The sequence below is a fragment of the Mycobacterium sp. NPDC050041 genome (assembly GCF_049541695.1).
Taxonomy (GTDB): domain Bacteria; phylum Actinomycetota; class Actinomycetes; order Mycobacteriales; family Mycobacteriaceae; genus Mycobacterium.
This window is the reverse complement of the sequence record NZ_JBMVDG010000004.1, coordinates 198239-216157: the sequence shown is the minus strand read 5'-3', so window position 1 is coordinate 216157 and position 17919 is coordinate 198239. Positions and strand designations below refer to the sequence as shown.

At 68.9% G+C, this 17919-nt stretch carries 17 protein-coding genes and 1 tRNA gene; 9 read left to right on the top strand and 9 right to left on the bottom strand.

What is annotated here, in order from left to right; genetic code table 11:
• Window positions 1-25 precede the first annotated feature (25 nt).
• Together ACPCHZ_RS15355 and ACPCHZ_RS15350 are read left to right on the top strand one after the other, a co-directional pair.
• Window positions 26-760: a VIT1/CCC1 transporter family protein gene (locus ACPCHZ_RS15355; RefSeq protein WP_423485526.1), complete on the top strand. Its 735-nt coding sequence runs from the start codon at window positions 26-28 to the stop codon at window positions 758-760.
• 6 nt (window positions 761-766) lie between these two features.
• Window positions 767-1882: an esterase-like activity of phytase family protein gene (locus tag ACPCHZ_RS15350; RefSeq protein ID WP_423485525.1), complete on the top strand. Its 1116-nt coding sequence runs from the start codon at window positions 767-769 to the stop codon at window positions 1880-1882.
• 3 nt (window positions 1883-1885) lie between these two features.
• On the opposite strand, the gene ACPCHZ_RS15345 is transcribed toward ACPCHZ_RS15350, so the two are convergent.
• Together ACPCHZ_RS15345 and ACPCHZ_RS15340 are read right to left on the bottom strand one after the other, a co-directional pair.
• Entirely contained in the window at window positions 1886-3091 is a 1206-nt protein-coding gene (locus ACPCHZ_RS15345) for an MFS transporter (protein WP_423485524.1), read from the bottom strand.
• A gap of 24 nt (window positions 3092-3115) precedes the next feature.
• Window positions 3116-3628, bottom strand: coding sequence for a MarR family winged helix-turn-helix transcriptional regulator (locus ACPCHZ_RS15340; RefSeq protein ID WP_423485523.1), 513 nt, complete (start codon window positions 3626-3628; stop codon window positions 3116-3118).
• Between the two features lie 94 nt (window positions 3629-3722).
• Between ACPCHZ_RS15340 and ACPCHZ_RS15335 the strand changes: the two genes are divergently transcribed.
• Both ACPCHZ_RS15335 and ACPCHZ_RS15330 read left to right on the top strand, forming a co-directional pair.
• Window positions 3723-5792 carry an ABC transporter ATP-binding protein gene (locus ACPCHZ_RS15335; protein ID WP_423485522.1) on the top strand — a complete coding sequence of 690 codons (2070 nt, stop codon included), beginning with the start codon at window positions 3723-3725 and terminating at the stop codon, window positions 5790-5792.
• Window positions 5789-6634, top strand: a complete 846-nt coding sequence (locus tag ACPCHZ_RS15330; protein WP_423485521.1) for a CbiQ family ECF transporter T component — start codon at window positions 5789-5791, stop codon at window positions 6632-6634. The genes ACPCHZ_RS15335 and ACPCHZ_RS15330 overlap by 4 nt, the downstream gene beginning before the upstream one ends.
• Before the next feature lie 2 nt (window positions 6635-6636).
• On the opposite strand, the gene ACPCHZ_RS15325 is transcribed toward ACPCHZ_RS15330, so the two are convergent.
• From ACPCHZ_RS15325 to ACPCHZ_RS15315, 3 genes are read right to left on the bottom strand one after another with little or no spacing between them, the layout of a single operon-like run.
• Window positions 6637-7968, bottom strand: coding sequence for an ABC transporter substrate-binding protein (locus ACPCHZ_RS15325; protein ID WP_423485520.1), 1332 nt, complete (start codon window positions 7966-7968; stop codon window positions 6637-6639).
• Window positions 7965-8792: a carbohydrate ABC transporter permease gene (locus tag ACPCHZ_RS15320; protein ID WP_423485519.1), complete on the bottom strand. Its 828-nt coding sequence runs from the start codon at window positions 8790-8792 to the stop codon at window positions 7965-7967. Before ACPCHZ_RS15320 ends, ACPCHZ_RS15325 begins: the two co-directional genes overlap by 4 nt.
• Window positions 8779-9651 carry a carbohydrate ABC transporter permease gene (locus tag ACPCHZ_RS15315; protein WP_423485518.1) on the bottom strand — a complete coding sequence of 291 codons (873 nt, stop codon included), beginning with the start codon at window positions 9649-9651 and terminating at the stop codon, window positions 8779-8781. The genes ACPCHZ_RS15320 and ACPCHZ_RS15315 overlap by 14 nt, the downstream gene beginning before the upstream one ends.
• 46 nt (window positions 9652-9697) lie before the next feature.
• Between ACPCHZ_RS15315 and ACPCHZ_RS15310 the strand changes: the two genes are divergently transcribed.
• The 5 genes from ACPCHZ_RS15310 to ACPCHZ_RS15290 all read left to right on the top strand — a co-directional run bounded on the left by ACPCHZ_RS15310 (window position 9698) and on the right by ACPCHZ_RS15290 (window position 13889).
• Window positions 9698-11215, top strand: a complete 1518-nt coding sequence (locus ACPCHZ_RS15310; protein WP_423485517.1) for a TldD/PmbA family protein — start codon at window positions 9698-9700, stop codon at window positions 11213-11215.
• Between the two features lie 31 nt (window positions 11216-11246).
• The gene (locus tag ACPCHZ_RS15305; protein WP_423485516.1) at window positions 11247-12620 is read left to right on the top strand and encodes a metallopeptidase TldD-related protein; all 1374 of its coding nucleotides are present in this window, start codon (window positions 11247-11249) and stop codon (window positions 12618-12620) included.
• Between the two features lie 7 nt (window positions 12621-12627).
• Window positions 12628-13470 (top strand): carboxymuconolactone decarboxylase family protein, encoded by an 843-nt coding sequence (locus ACPCHZ_RS15300; protein WP_423485515.1) that lies wholly within the window; start codon window positions 12628-12630, stop codon window positions 13468-13470.
• 25 nt (window positions 13471-13495) lie between these two features.
• Entirely contained in the window at window positions 13496-13738 is a 243-nt protein-coding gene (locus ACPCHZ_RS15295) for a hypothetical protein (RefSeq protein WP_364981466.1), read from the top strand.
• 77 nt (window positions 13739-13815) lie between these two features.
• Window positions 13816-13889 (top strand) — tRNA-Ile (locus ACPCHZ_RS15290).
• Window positions 13890-13915: 26 nt separating this feature from the next.
• Here ACPCHZ_RS15290 and ACPCHZ_RS15285 read toward each other — a convergent pair.
• The 4 genes from ACPCHZ_RS15285 to ACPCHZ_RS15270 all read right to left on the bottom strand — a co-directional run bounded on the left by ACPCHZ_RS15285 (window position 13916) and on the right by ACPCHZ_RS15270 (window position 17773).
• The gene (locus ACPCHZ_RS15285; RefSeq protein ID WP_423485514.1) at window positions 13916-14347 is read right to left on the bottom strand and encodes a PaaI family thioesterase; all 432 of its coding nucleotides are present in this window, start codon (window positions 14345-14347) and stop codon (window positions 13916-13918) included.
• A gap of 4 nt (window positions 14348-14351) precedes the next feature.
• Window positions 14352-15929 carry an ABC transporter substrate-binding protein gene (locus ACPCHZ_RS15280; RefSeq protein ID WP_423485513.1) on the bottom strand — a complete coding sequence of 526 codons (1578 nt, stop codon included), beginning with the start codon at window positions 15927-15929 and terminating at the stop codon, window positions 14352-14354.
• Between the two features lie 291 nt (window positions 15930-16220).
• Entirely contained in the window at window positions 16221-17468 is a 1248-nt protein-coding gene (locus ACPCHZ_RS15275; RefSeq protein WP_423485512.1) for a cytochrome P450, read from the bottom strand.
• A 125-nt stretch (window positions 17469-17593) separates the two neighbouring features.
• Window positions 17594-17773: a hypothetical protein gene (locus tag ACPCHZ_RS15270; RefSeq protein WP_364981454.1), complete on the bottom strand. Its 180-nt coding sequence runs from the start codon at window positions 17771-17773 to the stop codon at window positions 17594-17596.
• Between the last annotated feature and the right edge of the window lie 146 nt (window positions 17774-17919).

Here is a 17919-nt window from a genome sequence, read left to right as displayed (position 1 = left end):
CCACGGGCCGGGGTTGAATCGTGGCATGACCCAGCCTCAGTCGGCGTCACCCGGACCCGCACCATGGCGGCCGCACGAGTTCGACCACCGGCACGGCGACGTCAGCGGCGGCTGGCTGCGGGCCGCCACGTTCGGCGCGATGGACGGCCTGGTCAGCAACACGGCTTTGATCGCGGGCGTCGGTGCTGCCGCGCATGCGCCCGCGGTGGTGCTCAGTGGGATGGCGGGCCTGGTCGCCGGCGCGTTCTCGATGGCGCTGGGCGAATACACCTCGGTGCGGACGGCCAACGAACAGATCGAGGCCGAGGTGCGGGTGGAGAAGCGGGCGTTCCGCAGGCACCCCCAGGCCGAGCGGGCCGAGCTGACCGACATGCTGGTGACCATGGGGATGACGCCGCAGACGGCCGCCGCCGCGTCGGAGGAGATCCACCGCGACGAGAACCGGGCAATCAACTTCCACCTGGTGCAGGAACTCGGCGTCGACCCGCAGGAGAAGCCGTCACCCTATGTGGCCGCCCTGTCGTCGTTCTTCATGTTCGCCATCGGCGCGGTCGTACCACTGATTCCGTTCCTGTTGGGCTTCGAATCGCTCTGGGCGGGACTGGCTCTGGGCGGAGTGGGGCTGTTCCTGGCCGGCGGCGCCGCCGCCCGGTTCACCGGCAGGCCGTTCTGGTTCGCCTCGTCGCGGCAGTTCGTGCTGGGCGCGGTGGCGATCGCGGCCACCTATGCCGTCGGCTCGCTCATCGGCACGGTGGTCTGACCGTCGATGCCGCACCGCCTCGCCGTTGCCTGCATGCTGCTGCTGCTCAGCGGGTGCAGCGCTGCCCAGGCGCCGGGCGCGCCGACTGGTTGGACCTACCTCGGCGGGTCGGAGGTGCGATCCGGCTTCTCGTTCGCAGGGACCGTCGTCGGCGGACTCTCCGGCATCACCTACGACCCCGGCCGTGGGGTCTACTACGTCATCAGCGACGACCGCTCGGCGAAGAATCCGGCCAGGTTCTACACGGTGCGGATACCATTCGCCGACAACAGGTTCGACGAAGTACAGTGGGTATCGTCCACCGTACTCAGAGATGTCGACGGAGAACCGTACGCCCCGCTCGACGCCGACGCGCGACCGCCGGTGATCCCGCCCGACCCCGAGGGCATCGCCTTCGACGCACGGCGTCAGCAGCTGTTCTGGTCCAGTGAGGGCGCCCGTGACGTCGAGAATGCCGAGCGGCCACTACTGTTGGACCCCTGGGTACGGCTGGCCGGTCTCGACGGCGGCTACCGCGGGCGCTACCCGTTGCCGCCCGGGCTGGCGATGTCGGCGCAGCCGTCGGGTGCGCGTGCCAACGCGGCGCTGGAGGGTCTGACACTCACCCCGGATGGCACGGCACTGTTCGCCGGCATGGAGGGGCCCACCTTCGCCGACGGCGAACCGCCCACCGGGTCGCACGGGGCGCTCACCCGAATCACCCGCTACGACACCGCAACCGGCGAGCCGGCCGCGCAGTACGCCTATCCGGTCGATCCGGTCACCGCGGGCGGTGACGGCGACAACGGCCTGTCCGACCTCGTCGCCCTCGATGGCGACACGTTCCTCGTGGTGGAGCGCGGCTACGGCGACAGGGTTTCCGCGCGCGTCTACCGGGCGAGCACCGCAGGCGCCGACGACGTCATCGGAAGGTCCTCGCTGGGCGCGGGCCCGCCGGTCGCGGCGATGAGGAAGGAACTCGTCGTCGACCTGACGGCGGTTCCGGGCATCGGGCACCTCGACAATGTCGAGGGAATGACGCTGGGGCCGAAGCTGTCCGACGGCCGCCAGAGCGTGGTGCTGGTCACCGACGACAACTTCTCGCCGCGTCAGGTGACGCAGTTCCACCTGTTCGCGATGTGAACTTCAGCTGTCGCTGCCGACCGTGACCGCGGTGGCCTCGGTGAGGTCGTCCCGTTCATCCTCGCTGTCGAGGTTCGGCAGATGGCGGCGCGTCGCCGCGAGCACGCCGGCCGCGACCAGCACCGCACCCGCGCCCACCCAGAACGGAAGGTGCACGCTCACCTGTTCGCCGAGGACACCGGCCAGCCAGGGCGCCACCGCCGCGCCGCCGAACCGCATGAAGCTGTAGGCCGCCGAGGCGACGCCGCGTTCGACGGGGGCTGCCTTCATCACGGTCTCGGTGATCAGCGTGTTGTTGACGCCGATGAACAGGCCCGCGACCACCACGCACGTCGCGAGCACCGCCTTGGAGTCGGTGTCGACGGCCATCACGACCAGGGTCGCCGTCATCGCCAGCAGGTTGACGATCAGCACCGGCAGGGTCCCGAACCGGTGCTGCAGCCGCGGTGCGACCACCACCGATGTGAAGGCGAGTGCCACTCCCCAGCCGAAGAAGATCAGCCCGATCCCGTGTGCGTCCATGTCGAGCGGGAACGGCGTGAACGCCAGCAGGGTGAAGAAGCCGAAGTTGTACAGCAGTGCGGTGACCGACACCCCGAGCAGGCCGCGGTGCCGCAGCGCCCGGAACGGGTCGGCCAGCGTGGTGGCGTGGGCGGCTCGCGGTGTGGCGGGCAGCAGGATCGCGGTGACCACCAGCGCCACGGTCATCAGTGCCGAGACCCCGAAGAACGGTCCGCGCCAGGAGATCGACCCCAGCACGCCGCCGACCAACGGACCGACCGCGATGCCGAGGCCAAGCGCCGCCTCGTAGAGGATGATCGCCTGCGCGACCGATCCGCGGGCCGAGTTGACGATGGTGGCCAGGGCAGTCGCGATGAACAGCGCGTTGCCCAGCCCCCACAGCGCCCGCCACCCGACGATGCCCGCCACGGTGTCGGACAGCCCTGCCAACCCGGCGCCGGCGATGATGATCACCAATCCGATCAGGAGCGTGCGCTTGGGGCCGATGCGGCTCGACACCACTCCGGTGACGAGCATCGCCACCCCCATCACCGCCATGTAGCTGGTGAACAGCAGCGACACCTGTGACGGGGAGGCATCGAGGTTGTCGGCGATCGGTTTGAGGATCGGGTCGACGAGGCCGATGCCCATGAACGCGACGACGGACGCGAAGGCGACGGCCCAGACGGGCTTGGGTTGGCGCCACATGCGGCGGCTTCCTCCTGAGGTCGGTTAGTCGGTGGTCTTCCTGGCGGGCGCCGCCGCGTCGGCGAGCAGGCGGCGCAGCACGACGACGGCGTCGGCGAGTGTCTGGCGGCCCGCCTCGTCGAGCCGTTCGAGATACGGGTCGAAGGCGGCGCCGCGATCGGCGCGCACCTGCTTGAGGGCCTGCACGCCGGCCGGGGTGATGCGGATCAGCACCGCGCGCGCATCGCCGGGGTCGACGGTCCTCGACACCAGGCCGGCGTCTTCGAGGCGGCGCACCTGCGTCGTCATCGTGGGCTGTGAGCAGTGGTCGAGCGCGGCGAGATCGGAGATGCGGGCCTCGCCCTGGTCCTCGATGGTGGACAGCAGCCGGCCCTGGGCGACGGGCAGCGGCAGCCGCACCCGCTGGGTGGCGAGCCGGTTGATCCGGGCGACGACCGACAGCAGATCGGAACCCAGCGTCGGTCCGGTCGACTCGTGCGCGGGGCCGGTCTGCTCGCGGTCGGCGCCGACATCCTCGGTGGCGGGAGGCGGGGTCATGCGGTCCATAATACATAGATTTACTATGTAGGCGCGGGATGCGCCGCGACCTGCCGGGGAAGGGCCGCGCGAGCCTGACTGGCAGAATCGTGCAATGACCGCGACCCAGCCGCCGAGGCAGCCTCGACGCGCAGGATCGCTCCAGCCCGGAGATCTCGCCCAGGCCGCCGTGATGGCGGCGCTGTGTGCGGCCACCGCCATCATCGCGGTCGTGGTGCCCTTCGCCGCGGCGCTGTCGCTGCTCGGCAGCGTGCCGATGGGCGTGCTCGCCTACCGCTACCGGCTGCGGGTGCTGGTGACGGCCACCGTCGCCGGCGGGCTGATCGCCTTCCTGATCGCCGGGATGGGCGGGATGATGACCGTCGTCGACTGCGCCTACATCGGCGGCTTGACCGGGATCATCAAACGCCGCGGCCGCGGCACCCCGACGGTGATCGTCGCCGGACTCGCCGCGGGCGCCGCATTCGGGGCGGCGTCCGTCCTGGCCCTGACCGTGCTGTCCCGCCTGCGCAACCTGATCTTCGACACGATGACCGCCAACATCAACGGTCTGGCCGCGATCATCGCGCGGATCCCCGACTTCTGGGGGCTGGTGCCCGAAACGCAGCCGGCCGCCGACGCGCTCAAGAGCGGGTTCGCGACGGCGCTGCGGTACTGGCAGTTCCTGATCGGCGGCTTCGGAGTGCTCAGCATCCTGTTCGTCACACTCGTCGGCTGGTGGGCGCTGTCCAAGGTGATCGACCGCCTGATGGGCGTCCCGGACGTGCACAAGCTCGAGGCGGGTGGTGAGGGTGGGGCGGTCGCCCCGGTGCCGGCCCGGCTGACCGACGTGCGCTTCCGTTACCCCGGCGCCGACCACGACGCGCTGGGTCCGGTGTCCCTGACGGTCGAGCCCGGCGAGCACCTGGCGATCACCGGGGCCAACGGCTCGGGCAAGACCACGTTGATGCTCGTGCTGGCCGGCCGCGATCCGACCGGCGGCACGGTCGACCGGCCGGGGGCCGTCGGGCTCGGGCGTCCTGGCGGGACCGCGGTGATCATGCAGCATCCGGAGAGTCAGATCCTCGGCACCCGGGTGGCCGACGACGTGGTGTTCGGGTTGCCGCCCGGAACGACCCCCGACGTCGAGCGGCTGCTCGCGGAGGTCGGGCTCGACGGCCTCGCCGAGCGCGACACCGGCGGCCTGTCCGGTGGCGAACTGCAGCGGTTGGCCGTGGCGGCGGCCCTGGCCCGCGAGCCGCGGCTGCTCATCGCCGACGAGGTCACCAGCATGGTGGACCAGCAGGGCCGGGAGTCGCTGCTGGCGGTGCTGTCCGGTCTCACCGGGCGCCACGAGATGTCGCTGGTGCACATCACGCACTACAACGACGAGGCCGATTCGGCCGATCGCGTCGTGAACCTGACCGGCAACGGCGGGGACGCGGACAACATGCCGATGGTGGAAACCGCAGAGGCGCCGCCGCCGTCGGCCGACACCGGCCACCGCGACGGCGCACCCGTGCTCGAGCTGATCGACGTCGGGCACGAGTACGGCAGCGGAACGCCATGGGCGTCCACGGCACTGCGCGACGTCAACGTCGTCGTGCACGAGGGTGACGGCGTGCTCATCCACGGATTGAACGGCTCAGGCAAGTCCACCCTGGCCTGGATCATGGCGGGGCTGACGGTGCCGACCACCGGCCAGGCCCTACTGGACGGCGAGCCGGTCTCCGACCACGTCGGCGCGGTGGCGTTCTCGTTCCAGGCCGCCCGGCTGCAGTTGCTGCGCAGCCGCGTCGATGCCGAAATCGCCTCGGCGGCAGGGTTTTCCCCGCGCGATCACGATCGGGTGCGCAAGGCGCTTGCCGCCGTCGGGCTCGACGCCGCGCTGGCCACCCGGCGGATCGACCAGCTCAGCGGCGGCCAGGCCCGACGGGTGGTGCTCGCCGGCCTGCTGGCCCGGTCACCGCGCGCGCTCATCCTCGACGAGCCGCTGGCCGGGCTCGACGCCGCCAGTGCCCGGGGACTGCTGAGGTTGTTGGTCGACCTGCGTCGCAACAACGGCCTGACCGTGGTGGTGATCTCGCACGACTTCTCCGGACTCGAGGAGCTGTGCCCGCGCACCCTCAACCTGCAGGGCGGCGCACTGGCGCCCGCGCCGACGACCGCAGGCGGTGTGTCGTGACCGCACCGAATCGCAAGCAGCGCCGACCGGTGGTTCTGCTCCGTCCTGTGCCCGGTACTTCGGTCATCCACGACATGTGGGCGGGCACCAAGCTGCTCGTGGTGGCCGCCATCGGACTCCTGCTGACCTTCTACCCCGGGTGGGCGCCGATCGCCGCGGTCGGCGTACTCGTCGTCACAGGCGCGAAACTCGCACGCGTTCCCCGCGGGGCGCTGCCGTCTGTGCCGTACTGGCTCTGGATCCTGTTGTTCTTCGGCGGGCTGACCGCCACCTTCGCCGGCGGCAGCCCGGTGATCGAAATCGGCGCTATGGACGTCGGACTCGGTGGGTTGTTCAACTTCCTTCGCATCACCGCGCTGTCGATCGTGCTGCTGGGACTCGGGGCGATGGTGTCGTGGACCACCAACGTCGCCGACATCGCGCCCGCGGTCGCGACGCTCGGCAGGCCGCTGCGGGCGCTGCGGGTGCCGGTCGACGACTGGGCGGTCGCGATCGCCATGTCGCTGCGGGCTTTTCCGATGCTGATCGACGAGTTCCGCATCCTGTACGCGGCGCGCCGGCTGCGGCCCCGCCAGCAGCTGCCGACCCGGCGGGCACGCAGGCGGCGGTGGCTCATCGAAGTGATCGACCTGCTGGCGGCCACCATCACCGTCGCGCTGCGGCGTGCCGACGAGATGGGCGACGCCATCACCGCCCGCGGCGGGGCGGGACAGATCTCGGCGGCGCCGTCGCGGCCCGCCCGCCGTGACGCGATCGCCTTCGCGGTGGTGTTCGTGGTGTGCGGTGCGGCGCTCGCCCTCGAGCTCACGGTGCTCGGCAGCAGCAGTTACAAGGCGTCGTAAATTCAGCGACGGGCCGCGGCGTTGGCCGCGGCCTGGGCGTCGGCCAGGCTGTGCGTGACGTCGGCGCGACCCAGGAACATCTCGTCGAAGTAGGGCTTGATCGCCTGGTAGCCGGCGGCGAAACCCTCGCCGCCGGGGGCCGGGATCCGCGGGCCGCGCAGCACCCGGAAGAACGGCGAGACGTCGACTCCGCGAGAGCGCCAGTGGTTGAAGTAGACCGGCTGGGCGGCCAGCACGGCGGGTATCGCCGCACCCCGCGCGCCGAGGAACTCGTTGCCTGCCTTGCTGCCCATCCAGGCCAGCACCTGCCGCACCGCGTCCGGGTGCTCGGTCGACGAGTTGCCCGCTGCCGCAATCCCGTTGGTCACGCTGACGCGGCCCTTCGGACCGTCGGGAAGCATCACCACGCCCCAGGGGAAGCGGGCCTGCTCGGCGATGGCCGCCAGGTTGTAGGTGCCGGACTGGAACATCGCCATCCTGCCCTGCAGGAACTGGTTGCGGGAGAAGTCTCCGTTGTCGTTGGTGTCCGACGCGGGCGGCGCGACGTGGTCGTCGTTGATCAGGCCGACCAGATACGCGAAGGCCTCCACGGCCTGCGGGTTGTAGAACGCGAAGCGGTCACCGACGGTGAAGACGCCGCCGGCCGAGCCGATGTAGTTGAGGTAGATGCCCTGCAGGTCGTTGGCGGCGTTGTAGCCCCACTGCCGGATGCGGCCCGGGTCGAAACCCGGCGTGCCCGCGCGACGGCCACGATCGTCGACGGTCAGCCTGCTCAGCAGCGCACGCAGCGTGTCGTCGGGGCCGGGGGACCAGCGCATGGTCACCAGTTCGGTCAGTTCGACGCCCGCGGCGGCGACGAGATCGGCGTTGAAGAACACGGCGATGCCGCCGTCGGTGAGTTGCGGCACCGCCCATAGCGTGTCGCCGCGGGTGAACTGGTTGACCACCGACGGCTCCCAGGCCCGAAGGGCTCCGGGGCCCAGCAGCTTCCCGATGTCGAGGAGCCGGCCGTTGTCGGCGTACTCGGCGAAGTACGCGTTGGACAGCCAGAAGACGTCGGCGGCGCCGCCGCCAGCCACGTCGGTGCGCAACGTGTCGAAGTACGTCGAATACGCCACCACGTCCACCCGCACGTCGATGTCCGGATGTTCGCGGCCGAACTCGGCGAAGGACTCCCGATAGGCCGCGGCCACCCGGTCGTCCCACACCCGCACCGTGACCACCGTGCGGCCGTCGGTGCCGGTGGTGCGGCCCAGCAGCACCGCGGCCACCATCAGCAGCGCCATCACCGCCGCCAGTCCGGCGAATGCGAGCGTGGAGGTGCGCGGCCTCATTTGATCCCCGTCACCACGAGGGAGCGGGTGATGTGCCGCGACAGCGCGACGAAGAGCACGATCAGCGGAACGATCGCGATCGTCGTCGCCGCCATCACCAGCGTCCACTGCGCGTCGTAGCGGGTCTGCAGCGCGGCGGTCGCCACGGTGATCACCCGCCACCGCTCGCCGCTGGTGATCACCAGTGGCCACAGGAAGTTGTTCCACTGCGACACCACGGTGATCAACCCGAGCGTCACCAGGATCGGCCGGCTGGCGGGCAGCACCACGTGCGTGATGATGTCGAGCGTGTGGGCGCCGTCCAGCCGTGCGGCGTTGATCAGGTCGGCCGGGATGGCGCGGAAGTGCTCGCGCAGCAGGAAGATCGCATACGGCGAGCCGAACATGAAGGGCAGCACCAACGCCCAGAAGGTGTTGCGCAGGCCGGCCTCGGCCATCATCAGGTAGAGCGGCACCACCGTGACGGTCGCCGGAACCATCAGCGTCGCGACGTACACCCAGAACAGCGCGTCACGGCCGGGGAAGTCCAACCGCGCGAAGGCGTACGCGGCCAGCACCGAGAAGGTGAGCTGACCGAGCAGGATCACCGCCGTCGTCAACGCGGTCACCACGACGGCGCGACCGAATCCCGCGTCGCTTAGACCCAGATAGTTCTGCAGCGTCGGCGGTGCGGGCAGCGACAGCGGCGAGTCGGTGTTGAACTGCTGCGCCGAGGTGAGCGACGTCATCAGACCCAGCCCGAACGGCGTCAGGGTGATCAGGGCGCCGAGGACCAGGGCGGGATAGATCACCACCGCCGAGGCGGCGCGGCTAGGCGACGTCATAGGTGATCCGCCGTCGGAAGTACTGCTGCTGGAGCAGGGTCACGCCGATCAGCACCACGAACAGCACCACGGCCATCACAGCTGCGCGGCCGACCGCCGCGGCGCCGAACGCCTCGGCATAGATACGGTGCGCCACCAGGTCGGTGCGGCCCTGCGGTCCGCCCCCGGTGAGCGCATAGACGGTGTCGAATACCTGTGCAGCGCTGATGGTCCCGGTGACCAGCACGAAGAATGTGGTCGGTCGCAGCATCGGCAGGGTAATGTGGCGGAAGCGCTGCCAGCCACCGGCGCCGTCGGTGCGGGCCGCGTTGTGCACGTCGGCCGGGATGTTCGAGATGCCGGCGAGGAAGAACAGCGTGACGTAGCCGACGTTCGTCCACACCGTCACCGCCGACACCACCGGCAGCGCCAGGCCCGGATCGGTCAGCCATTCGATGTTGCGGCCCACCGCGGTGCTCAGCGCGCCGTCGGTCGGCGCCAGGATCCAGCGCCAGAGCACGGCGATCGCCAGCGGCGAACAGATCCACGGCAGCACGTACAGCGTGCGGAAGAAACCGGTCCCGGGCAGTCCGCGGGACAGCACCGCGGCGGCGAGCAGACCCAGCAGGGTCTGCGCGGGCACCACGATCGCGATGAACAGCACGGTGACCACCAGCGACGTGGCGAACGAGGCATCGGTCAGCACCGAGGCCCAATTGCCCAGTCCGACAAACTCGATCGGACCGAGCAGATCCCACCGGTACAGGCTCAGCCACAGCACCACCAGCATGGGCAGCAGCAGGAACACGACCACGCCGAACAGGCTGGGCGCCAGCAGGGCGTAGCCCAACGCCGCCGTCCGCACCCGCCGGATCCCCATCGGGTCATTAAAGCGGTCCGGCCGGGCCGCCACTACGGTAGATGCCGTGACAGCGTCCCGACACGTCGATGCCGACTTCCTGTCGCTGCCCCGCGGTCAGCTCGCTGATGCCGCCCTGTCGGCGGCGCTGGCGGCCGGGGCCGACCATGCCGACCTGCGAATACATCGCATCACCACCGAACTGGTGCAACTGCGCGACGGCGAACTGGAGTCGGCGGTCGTGGACCGGGAGATCGGCCTGGCGGTACGGGTGATCGTCGACGGCACGTGGGGATTCGCATCGCACGCCGAACTCGACCCTGCGGTGGCGGTCGCCACGGCGCGCCGGGCCGTGGCGGTCGCGCGCACGCTGGCGCCGCTGAACGCCGACCGCGTCGAGCTGGCCGCCGAACCGGTGTACCGCGACGCCAGCTGGGTGTCGGACTACCGCATCGATCCCTTCGCGGTGCCGCTGGCCGACAAGATCGGCGTCCTCGACGAGTATTCGGGCCGGCTGCTGGCCGCCGACGGCGTGGACCACGTGTCGGCGCACCTGTACGCCGCCAAGGAGCAGACGTTCTACGCCGACACATACGGCTCCTCGATCACCCAGCAGCGGGTGCGGGTGCAGTCGGCGCTGGACGCGGTGACCGTCGACGCGTCGGCAGGCGGCTTCGACACCATGCGCACCCTGGCCCCGCCGACCGGGCGCGGCTGGGAGGCCGTCGCCGGTGACGACGTCTGGGACTGGACCGGTGAGCTCGCCCAGCTGCCCTCGCTGCTGGCCGAGAAGGCGAAGGCGCCGAGCGTCACGGCTGGGCCGACCGATCTGGTGATCGATCCGAGCAACCTGTGGCTGACCATCCACGAGTCGATCGGCCACGCCACCGAGTACGACCGGGCGATCGGGTACGAAGCGGCTTACGCGGGGACGTCGTTCGCGACGCCCGACAAGCTGGGCGTCATGCGCTACGGGTCGCCGGTGATGAACGTGACCGCCGACCGCACCGTCGTCCACGGACTGGCCACCATCGGCTACGACGACGAGGGCGTGCAGGCGCAGAGGTGGGACCTGGTGCGTGACGGCATCTTCGTCGGCTACCAGCTGGACCGGGTGTTCGCCCCGCGGCTGGGGGTGGAGCGCTCGAACGGATGCTCGTACGCGGATTCGCCGCACCATGTGCCGATCCAGCGGATGGCCAACGTCTCACTGCAGCCGGCGGCCGAGGACGTCAGCACCGCAGATCTCATCGGCCGGGTCGCCGACGGCATCTACATCGTCGGTGACAAGAGCTGGTCGATCGACATGCAGCGATACAACTTCCAGTTCACCGGGCAGCGGTTCTTCCGCATCCGCGACGGCCGCCTCGACGGCCAGCTGCGCGACGTCGCCTACCAGTCGACGACCACCGACTTCTGGGGCGCGCTCGAAGCCGTCGGCGGGCCGTCGACGTGGCGGCTCGGCGGGGCGTTCAACTGTGGCAAGGCACAGCCCGGGCAGGTCGCCGCCGTAAGTCACGGTTGCCCCGCGGCGCTGTTCCGGGGAATCACTGTGCTGAACACCCGGGACGAGGGCGGCCGATGAGCGCAGCGAAGACGCCGATCGGGGTGCGCCGATGATCAGTCCGCAGCAGGTGGTCGAGACGGTGCTGGCGGTCGCGGCGCAGCGCGGCCGGGCCGACGAGACGATGGTGCTGGTGACCGACCGGTCCGACACCGCACTGCGGTGGGCGGGCAACTCGATGACCACCAACGGGGACACCACCAGCCGCCGTATCACCGTCATTTCGATTGTCCGACAGGGCAACCGGGCCCACGTCGGATCGGTGAGCTCCAGTGAGGTGGACCCGGAGGCGATCGCAGGGCTGGTGGCGGCCTCACAGGACGCCGCGGCGTCGGCGCCCGAGGCCCGCGACAGCGCACCACTGCTGCCCGGGGGCGACCAGCCGGGGGACTGGGACACGCCGGTACCCGCAACGGGTGCCGAGGCGTTCGCCGGGGTGGCCGGCACGCTGGCGCGCGGGTTCCGGGGCGCCGACCAGCTCTACGGCTATGCCCGCCACATCGTCGAGACGACGTTCGTCGCGACGTCGTCGGGGCTGCGCAGGCGTTACACGCAGCCGACGGGTTCGGTGGAGATCAACGCCAAACGCGGCAGCGCCAGCGCCTGGGCGGGGGTGGGCACACCCGACTTCGTCAATGTCGCAACGGATTCCCTGCTCGAGGAGGTGGATCTGCGGTTGGGGTGGGCCGACCGCGCCGTCGAGCTGCCCGCCGGGCGGTACGAGACGCTCATGCCGCCGTCGACCGTCGCCGACATGATGATCTACCTGGGCTGGACGATGGACGGGCGCGGCGCGCAAGAGGGGCGCACCGCGCTGTCGGCGCCGGGCGGGGGGACCCGGTTGGGGGAGAGGCTCACCGATCTGCCGCTGACGCTGTACTCGGATCCCGCCGCGCCGGGCCTGGCGTGCACACCGTTCGTGGCGGTCGGCAGTTCCTCGGAGCGCATGTCGGTCTTCGACAACGGGATGGACATCGACCGGGTGGACTGGATCCGCGACGGCACGGTCAGCACGCTCGCCTACCCGCGAGCGGCGGCCGCCGAGTTCGGCGCTCCGGTCGCCGTGCCTGCCGGCAATCTGCTGATGACCGGTGGCGACACCGACCTCGCCGACATGATCGCGGGCACCGAACGAGGGCTGCTGCTCACCACGCTGTGGTACATGCGCGAAGTGGATCCCACGGTGCTGCTGCTGACGGGCCTCACCCGCGACGGGGTGTACCTGATCGAGGACGGCGAGGTGACCGCGGCGGTCAACAACTTCCGCTTCAACGAAAGCCCGCTGGATCTGCTGCGGCGGGCTACCCAGGCCGGCGTCAGCGAGGTGACGCTGCCGCGTGAATGGGGCGACTGGGCGACCAGGGCGGCGATGCCGACCCTGCGAATTCCCGACTTCCACATGTCGTCGGTCAGTCAGGCGCAATAATTCGACGATGCAGGACGGTGAGCTCTTCGGGCTGTTGGGTCGCCTGGTCGGTCTGTCGTCCGGAGATCTGCGTCTCGACGCGGTGATCCGGCTGACGTGCGGCCGCACGCTGAAGCTCAAACCGCTGCCCTGTCAGGTCGATCTGTTCGACGGCAAGTCCGACTGCGAATCGGTGGTGTCGGCGTTCGCGGAGCAGTTCGCGACCGACGTGTCGGGGATCGGCGACGGTCAGCGCAAGATGCTGCTGTCGGCGGCGGGGGACCGCGCCCTGCGCATCGTGGCCGCGACGTTCATCGCCGACTTCGTGCCCAGGGTGTGGGCCGGGTTCGAGGCGCTGGGCATGGGCAGGCCCGGCAACGGTCCCGAGGTGGCCTGGGACCCCGACACCGACCCGGCGCAGGTGCTGCTCGGCGAGTTCGTGCCCGCGGTGGCGCGGTTGCGCAAGCTCGACCCGGTGACGACGGAGGTGGTGCGGTTGCGCGGAGCGACGCAGCACAACTGCCGGTTGTGCCAGTCGTTGCGCGAGGAGAAGGCGCTCGACGCGGGCGGGTCGGAGGAACTGTACGGCGACATCGAGCGTTACGAGTCGTCGACTCGGCTCACCGACCGGCACAAGGCGGCGCTGCGCTACGTCGACGCGCTGCTGTGGACGCCCTCGGACATCGACGCACAGGTGTCCCGTGGGGTGCGCAAGTGCTTCTCCGAGGCGGAGGCGGCCGAGCTCACGCTCGACGTGATGCGCAACGCGGCCAACAAGATCGCCGTCGCGCTGGGTGCCGATGCAGCTCGCGTCGAATCCGGCACGGAGCGGTATCTGGTCGACGAAGATGGGCAGACGGTGTTCGCCTGAAGGCCGGAACCGGGAGAGTGGTCACATGAGTTCGGAACACGCGACAGAACAGGTGGCGCTGGAGCAGATTCAGGAGGGTGACACGATCCTGGACTCGAACTCCGGCAACTGGATCACCATCGTCAGCACGGACAGTGGCACGACGAATGTTCCCCACCCTGGTGATGCGGACACGGTCGAGGACTATCGCATCTACCACGGCGACCACGGCGAGGTGATCGATTCCCGGACGCTGGAGGGTCTGGTCAGCCGCCAGGTGAGGGAGTGATCGGGCGCTGGGAAGCGGGATACCACCGCGTCGCCCGCGATGGGTGCAGGCGCTACTGTCGAGGTCGTCGTACGACGGGGGCGGTAGCTCAGTCGGTTAGAGCCGCGGACTCATAATCCGTAGGTCGCGGGTTCGAGCCCCGCCCGCCCCACAAGATCTCTGTACAGCCGGCTGGTGTCACTTCTCGGCCGGCACGGCACGGCCCTGTTTCGAGATCCGGGTGTACGTCGCACTGGACCGGATGAGGACCCGATTCTCGGCGTCGAACACCGCGCACTCCGCACTGAGAAGGGTGCGTCCGTTGTGGACCATCTCGGCCTCCGCGCGCAGCGGGCCTCCGTGCGGCTGCCGGTAGTAACGGACGTGCATGTCCGTCGTCACGGTGAACTCGGATGAATAGTCGTAGCAACCGACGAGGCACGTCGCGCAGGCCACGTCCGCGAGCGTGGCGAGCATTCCGCCGTGCACGCTGCCTTCGAAGAATCCGCGCACGTCCTCGCTCAGCGGCATGGACACGATGGCGAGGCCCGGTTTGTGCTCGACGACGGTCATTCCCAACCGCTTGTGCACGGGAGAACGATGCAGTTGTTCGTCATCGAACGCGATCATGTGGTCACCGCCGCACTGCGAGGGTGTTCAGATCGACCTGGCCGAAGAGCGGCGAGATGCCGACGTTCGTCACGTTCTCGCCCACGACCTCCGGGTCGTTCGACAGCAGCGTCGGCAGCAGTGGCCACGCCGTCGTCTGGATCTCGTCGGCGATGTCGACGAACCTGCTCGCCGTCGCAGCCGAATCTTCGGTCGATGACTTGAGCTCCTGCAACTGACCGGACAACCGGGGATCGAAGTACTTCGCCGGATTGCTCGACCCCCACGTGGATCCGTCGTCGTTGGGGCCCATCAGTGGCAGGACCGCCGAAGCCGCCGTCGGCCAGTCAAGACACCAGCCTCCGGAAGGGTCGATGTCCCAACCCTCGGCGCCCTCGACGAGAGCGGAAAGATCCTCCTCGGGGTGTGCATCGACGACGACGTCGAGGCCGGCCGCCTCGAGGTTGGCCCGGATCTGGGCGATCTCCTTTTCATGAGCGGGGCTCGGCGAGTCACTGACGGCCATGTGCAGCGGTGCCACCGACTTGCCTTCGAGAAGCGCCTTGGCCCCGTCGGGGTCGCCGCCGGGCTTCAGTGCCAGGTTCGATGCGACATAACCGGGAACGTCCGGCGGGATCACCGAGTCGACGATCGAGCCGTAGACATCGCCGCCGTAGAAGGATTGGATGCTCTGCCGGTCGATGGCCAGTGCGATGGCGTGCCTGACTGCGGGATCCGTGACCGTCTGGGTGTTCATCACGAGGTAGTCGACACACAAACCGGGCCCGTTGATGAACCGCGGCTCGATCTCGGGTTCCTGTGCTTTCCCGAAGTTGCTCACGGCAAGTATGCCGTCCAGCGGGACCGCGAAGGCGTCGTCACCCTCGCTCTTGATGAGACGCTCGCCGGCCGCGGCTCCGTCGGCGTTCAGCTCGAATTCAAAGCGATCGGGATGCGCGGGTCGGTTGGGATCGTTGGTGGACGACCATTGCTCGTTGCGCACCAACGTGAGTGACGTGCCGCGTGTGTAGGTGTCGATCTTGTACGGCCCCGTTGCGACGGGACGGTCGCCGTATGCCTGCCTCGTGTCCTTGTCCGCGGGCACCGGTGCCGTGTAAGGCAGGGACATGATCCAGTCCGCGTCGGTCTGCGACCCCCGGAAGTGGAAGATCAGCGTCCGGTCATCCGGCGTCTCGACCGATGTGAGGTCCTTCGCCCCAGTGGCATAAGGACTTTCGAAACCCGTGTCGTTCTCCAGGAGGTCAGGCATCCACGTCGCCCCGAGAGGAAAAACGCCTCTGTCGAAGGAGCGCTTCACACCGTACTTGATGTCCCGCGCGGTGATCGGTCGGCCGTCCTCGTACACCAGGCCCGCCCGCAGCCGGTACGTCCAGGTGCGCCCGTCGTCACTCGGAGTGCCGAGCGCCTCGGCCAGATCGGGCTGAATCGACGGCTCCTCGCCCGGGGTGTCCTTGATGAACGTCAACGTCCGGTAGATGAGCCGCCCCACCTCACTGGAGTTGGTGCGGTAGTTGTTGGCCGGATCCAGCGAATCGAAATCTTGGGGCTGCAGAACGTAGACCGTTCCTCCCTCGGCGGTCACGCCGCGGTCCTTGATACGGAGTACCGAGGATCGGGCTTCGGCACCGCGGTCGTCGGATTCGCCACCGGGAGAATCGTTCGGCGAGCATCCGGCCGCCGTCAAAGCCGCGACGGCGAGGGCGACAGCCGCACCAGTCCACCGATCTCTCATGTGCGCAGACCCCCGGAATCGGTGACGCCGGCAGCAAATGACGGCGGCTACCCGGACTCAATCACACCGATGTTCCGAAAGGCCGAGAACTGCAGTTCTGTGTGCAGCGTTCTGGAAGGCGGACCCGGTCGGCGCAGTCCACTACACCGGAGTGAACTCCAGGTGCACTTCCTTGAGTCGCCGGAACAAGAAGGTGCGGTCCCACTGCAGCCGGCGGTCACCGGCCGGACCGTGGTGGGCTTCGGAGAGCCGGATGTCGGCCATCCGGTCGAGGATCCGCGCCAGACTCACCCGTACTTCGGCGCGTGCGATCGGGGCGCCGGGGCAGGTGTGCACACCGCGGCCGAACGCGATGTGGTGCAATATGTTCGGGCGGTCGAGGCGGAACTCGTCGGGCTGGTCGAACCGCTGTGGATCGCGATTCGCCGCACCGTTCATCACGAGGACGCTGGTGCCGGCAGGCACGTCGACGTCGCCGATCCTGGTGGGGCGTCGCGCCATGCGGAAATTGGACTTGATCGGGCTCTCGAAGCGAAGCATCTCCTCGATGAAGGGGGAGATCTTCGAGTGGTCCGCACGCAGCTGCTCCTGCAGGTCCGGTCGTTCCGCCAGCATCAGCACCGCGAGGCTCAACAGGTCGATCGTCGTGCCGTGACCGGCGGCGTACATGAAGGTGGCAACGCGGGCCACGTCGATCGCGTCGGGCGTCGTGCCGTCCGGATATTTCGCCAGGGCAAGCTCGGTGAGGACATCTTCGCGCGGCTCGCGCCGCCGAGCCTCGACGTACGCGACGAACCACTCCTCTTTCACGCCGACGAAACCGCTGCGTTCGCCTTCGAGTCTGCTGGCCCTCGCAGCGCGGCGGAATCGCTCACGGTCGGCCTCGGGGACACCGAGCAGGTCGGTGATCGCGTCGAGCGTGAACGGGAAGTTGTAGTCGAGGACGATCTCGCACCTGCCGTCCGCGGCGAACGTGTCGATCTGCTCGTCGGCGAGACGCCACAGGAAGTCCTCGTTGTTCTTCAGCCGCTTGGGCGTGAACAACCGGCTCAACAACGAACGGTGCGCAGTGTGCCGGGGCGGATCGAAGGTGATGAAGTAATCGCCGAACGTGATCCGCCCGCGGTGCTTCTCGATCACCTCCGAGATGTCGTCACTGTGGGGGTCGACCGGAATCCCCGACCACGGGCCGCTGACGATGTTGCAGACCGACATGACCTTCTCGGTGTCGCGCTGCACCGCGACGGCCTCGTCGTACCCTGACACCATCACCACGCCGTGCGCCGGCTCGCGCCACACCGGGCAGTGACGGATCGCGTCGTAGTACTTGTACGGGTCGTCGACGACCGATTTGTCGGTGAAGAAGTCGAGTTTCTCGGGTCCGCTCATTTCGCCTCCCACGAGTGGCAATCCAGAGACACCGCGCTGACCGGGGACATCGCTGCCGATACGCAGCTCATTCGGTATTGGCTACACGGCATGGAACTTCCCTGGTCCCCGTGCGTTTGCTCCAGTTACAGGCTGCTCGCGTTTCGCGGTTCCAGCAGGGCGGCCTCGTTCACTTCGGCGTACAGGTCATTGGTGCGCTCCTGTTCTGCCGCAAGCTTTTCGAGCGCTGTGACTGCGCGCCTTAGCAGTTCGTAGGATTCCTCGACCGAAACCTTCCAGTCGTTGATGCTCGGTATCAAACCCATCTGGATTTCCCTCCGTTGCAACGCGGGACATCGCGCTGTCATCGACCAGCGTTTGCTGACACTGTACGCCCGCATCTGGTACTTGACCCCGGCTTACGACGAGCACGCGCGCCGCTCTTCGCCAATTCAAACGATATGCCGGGGAA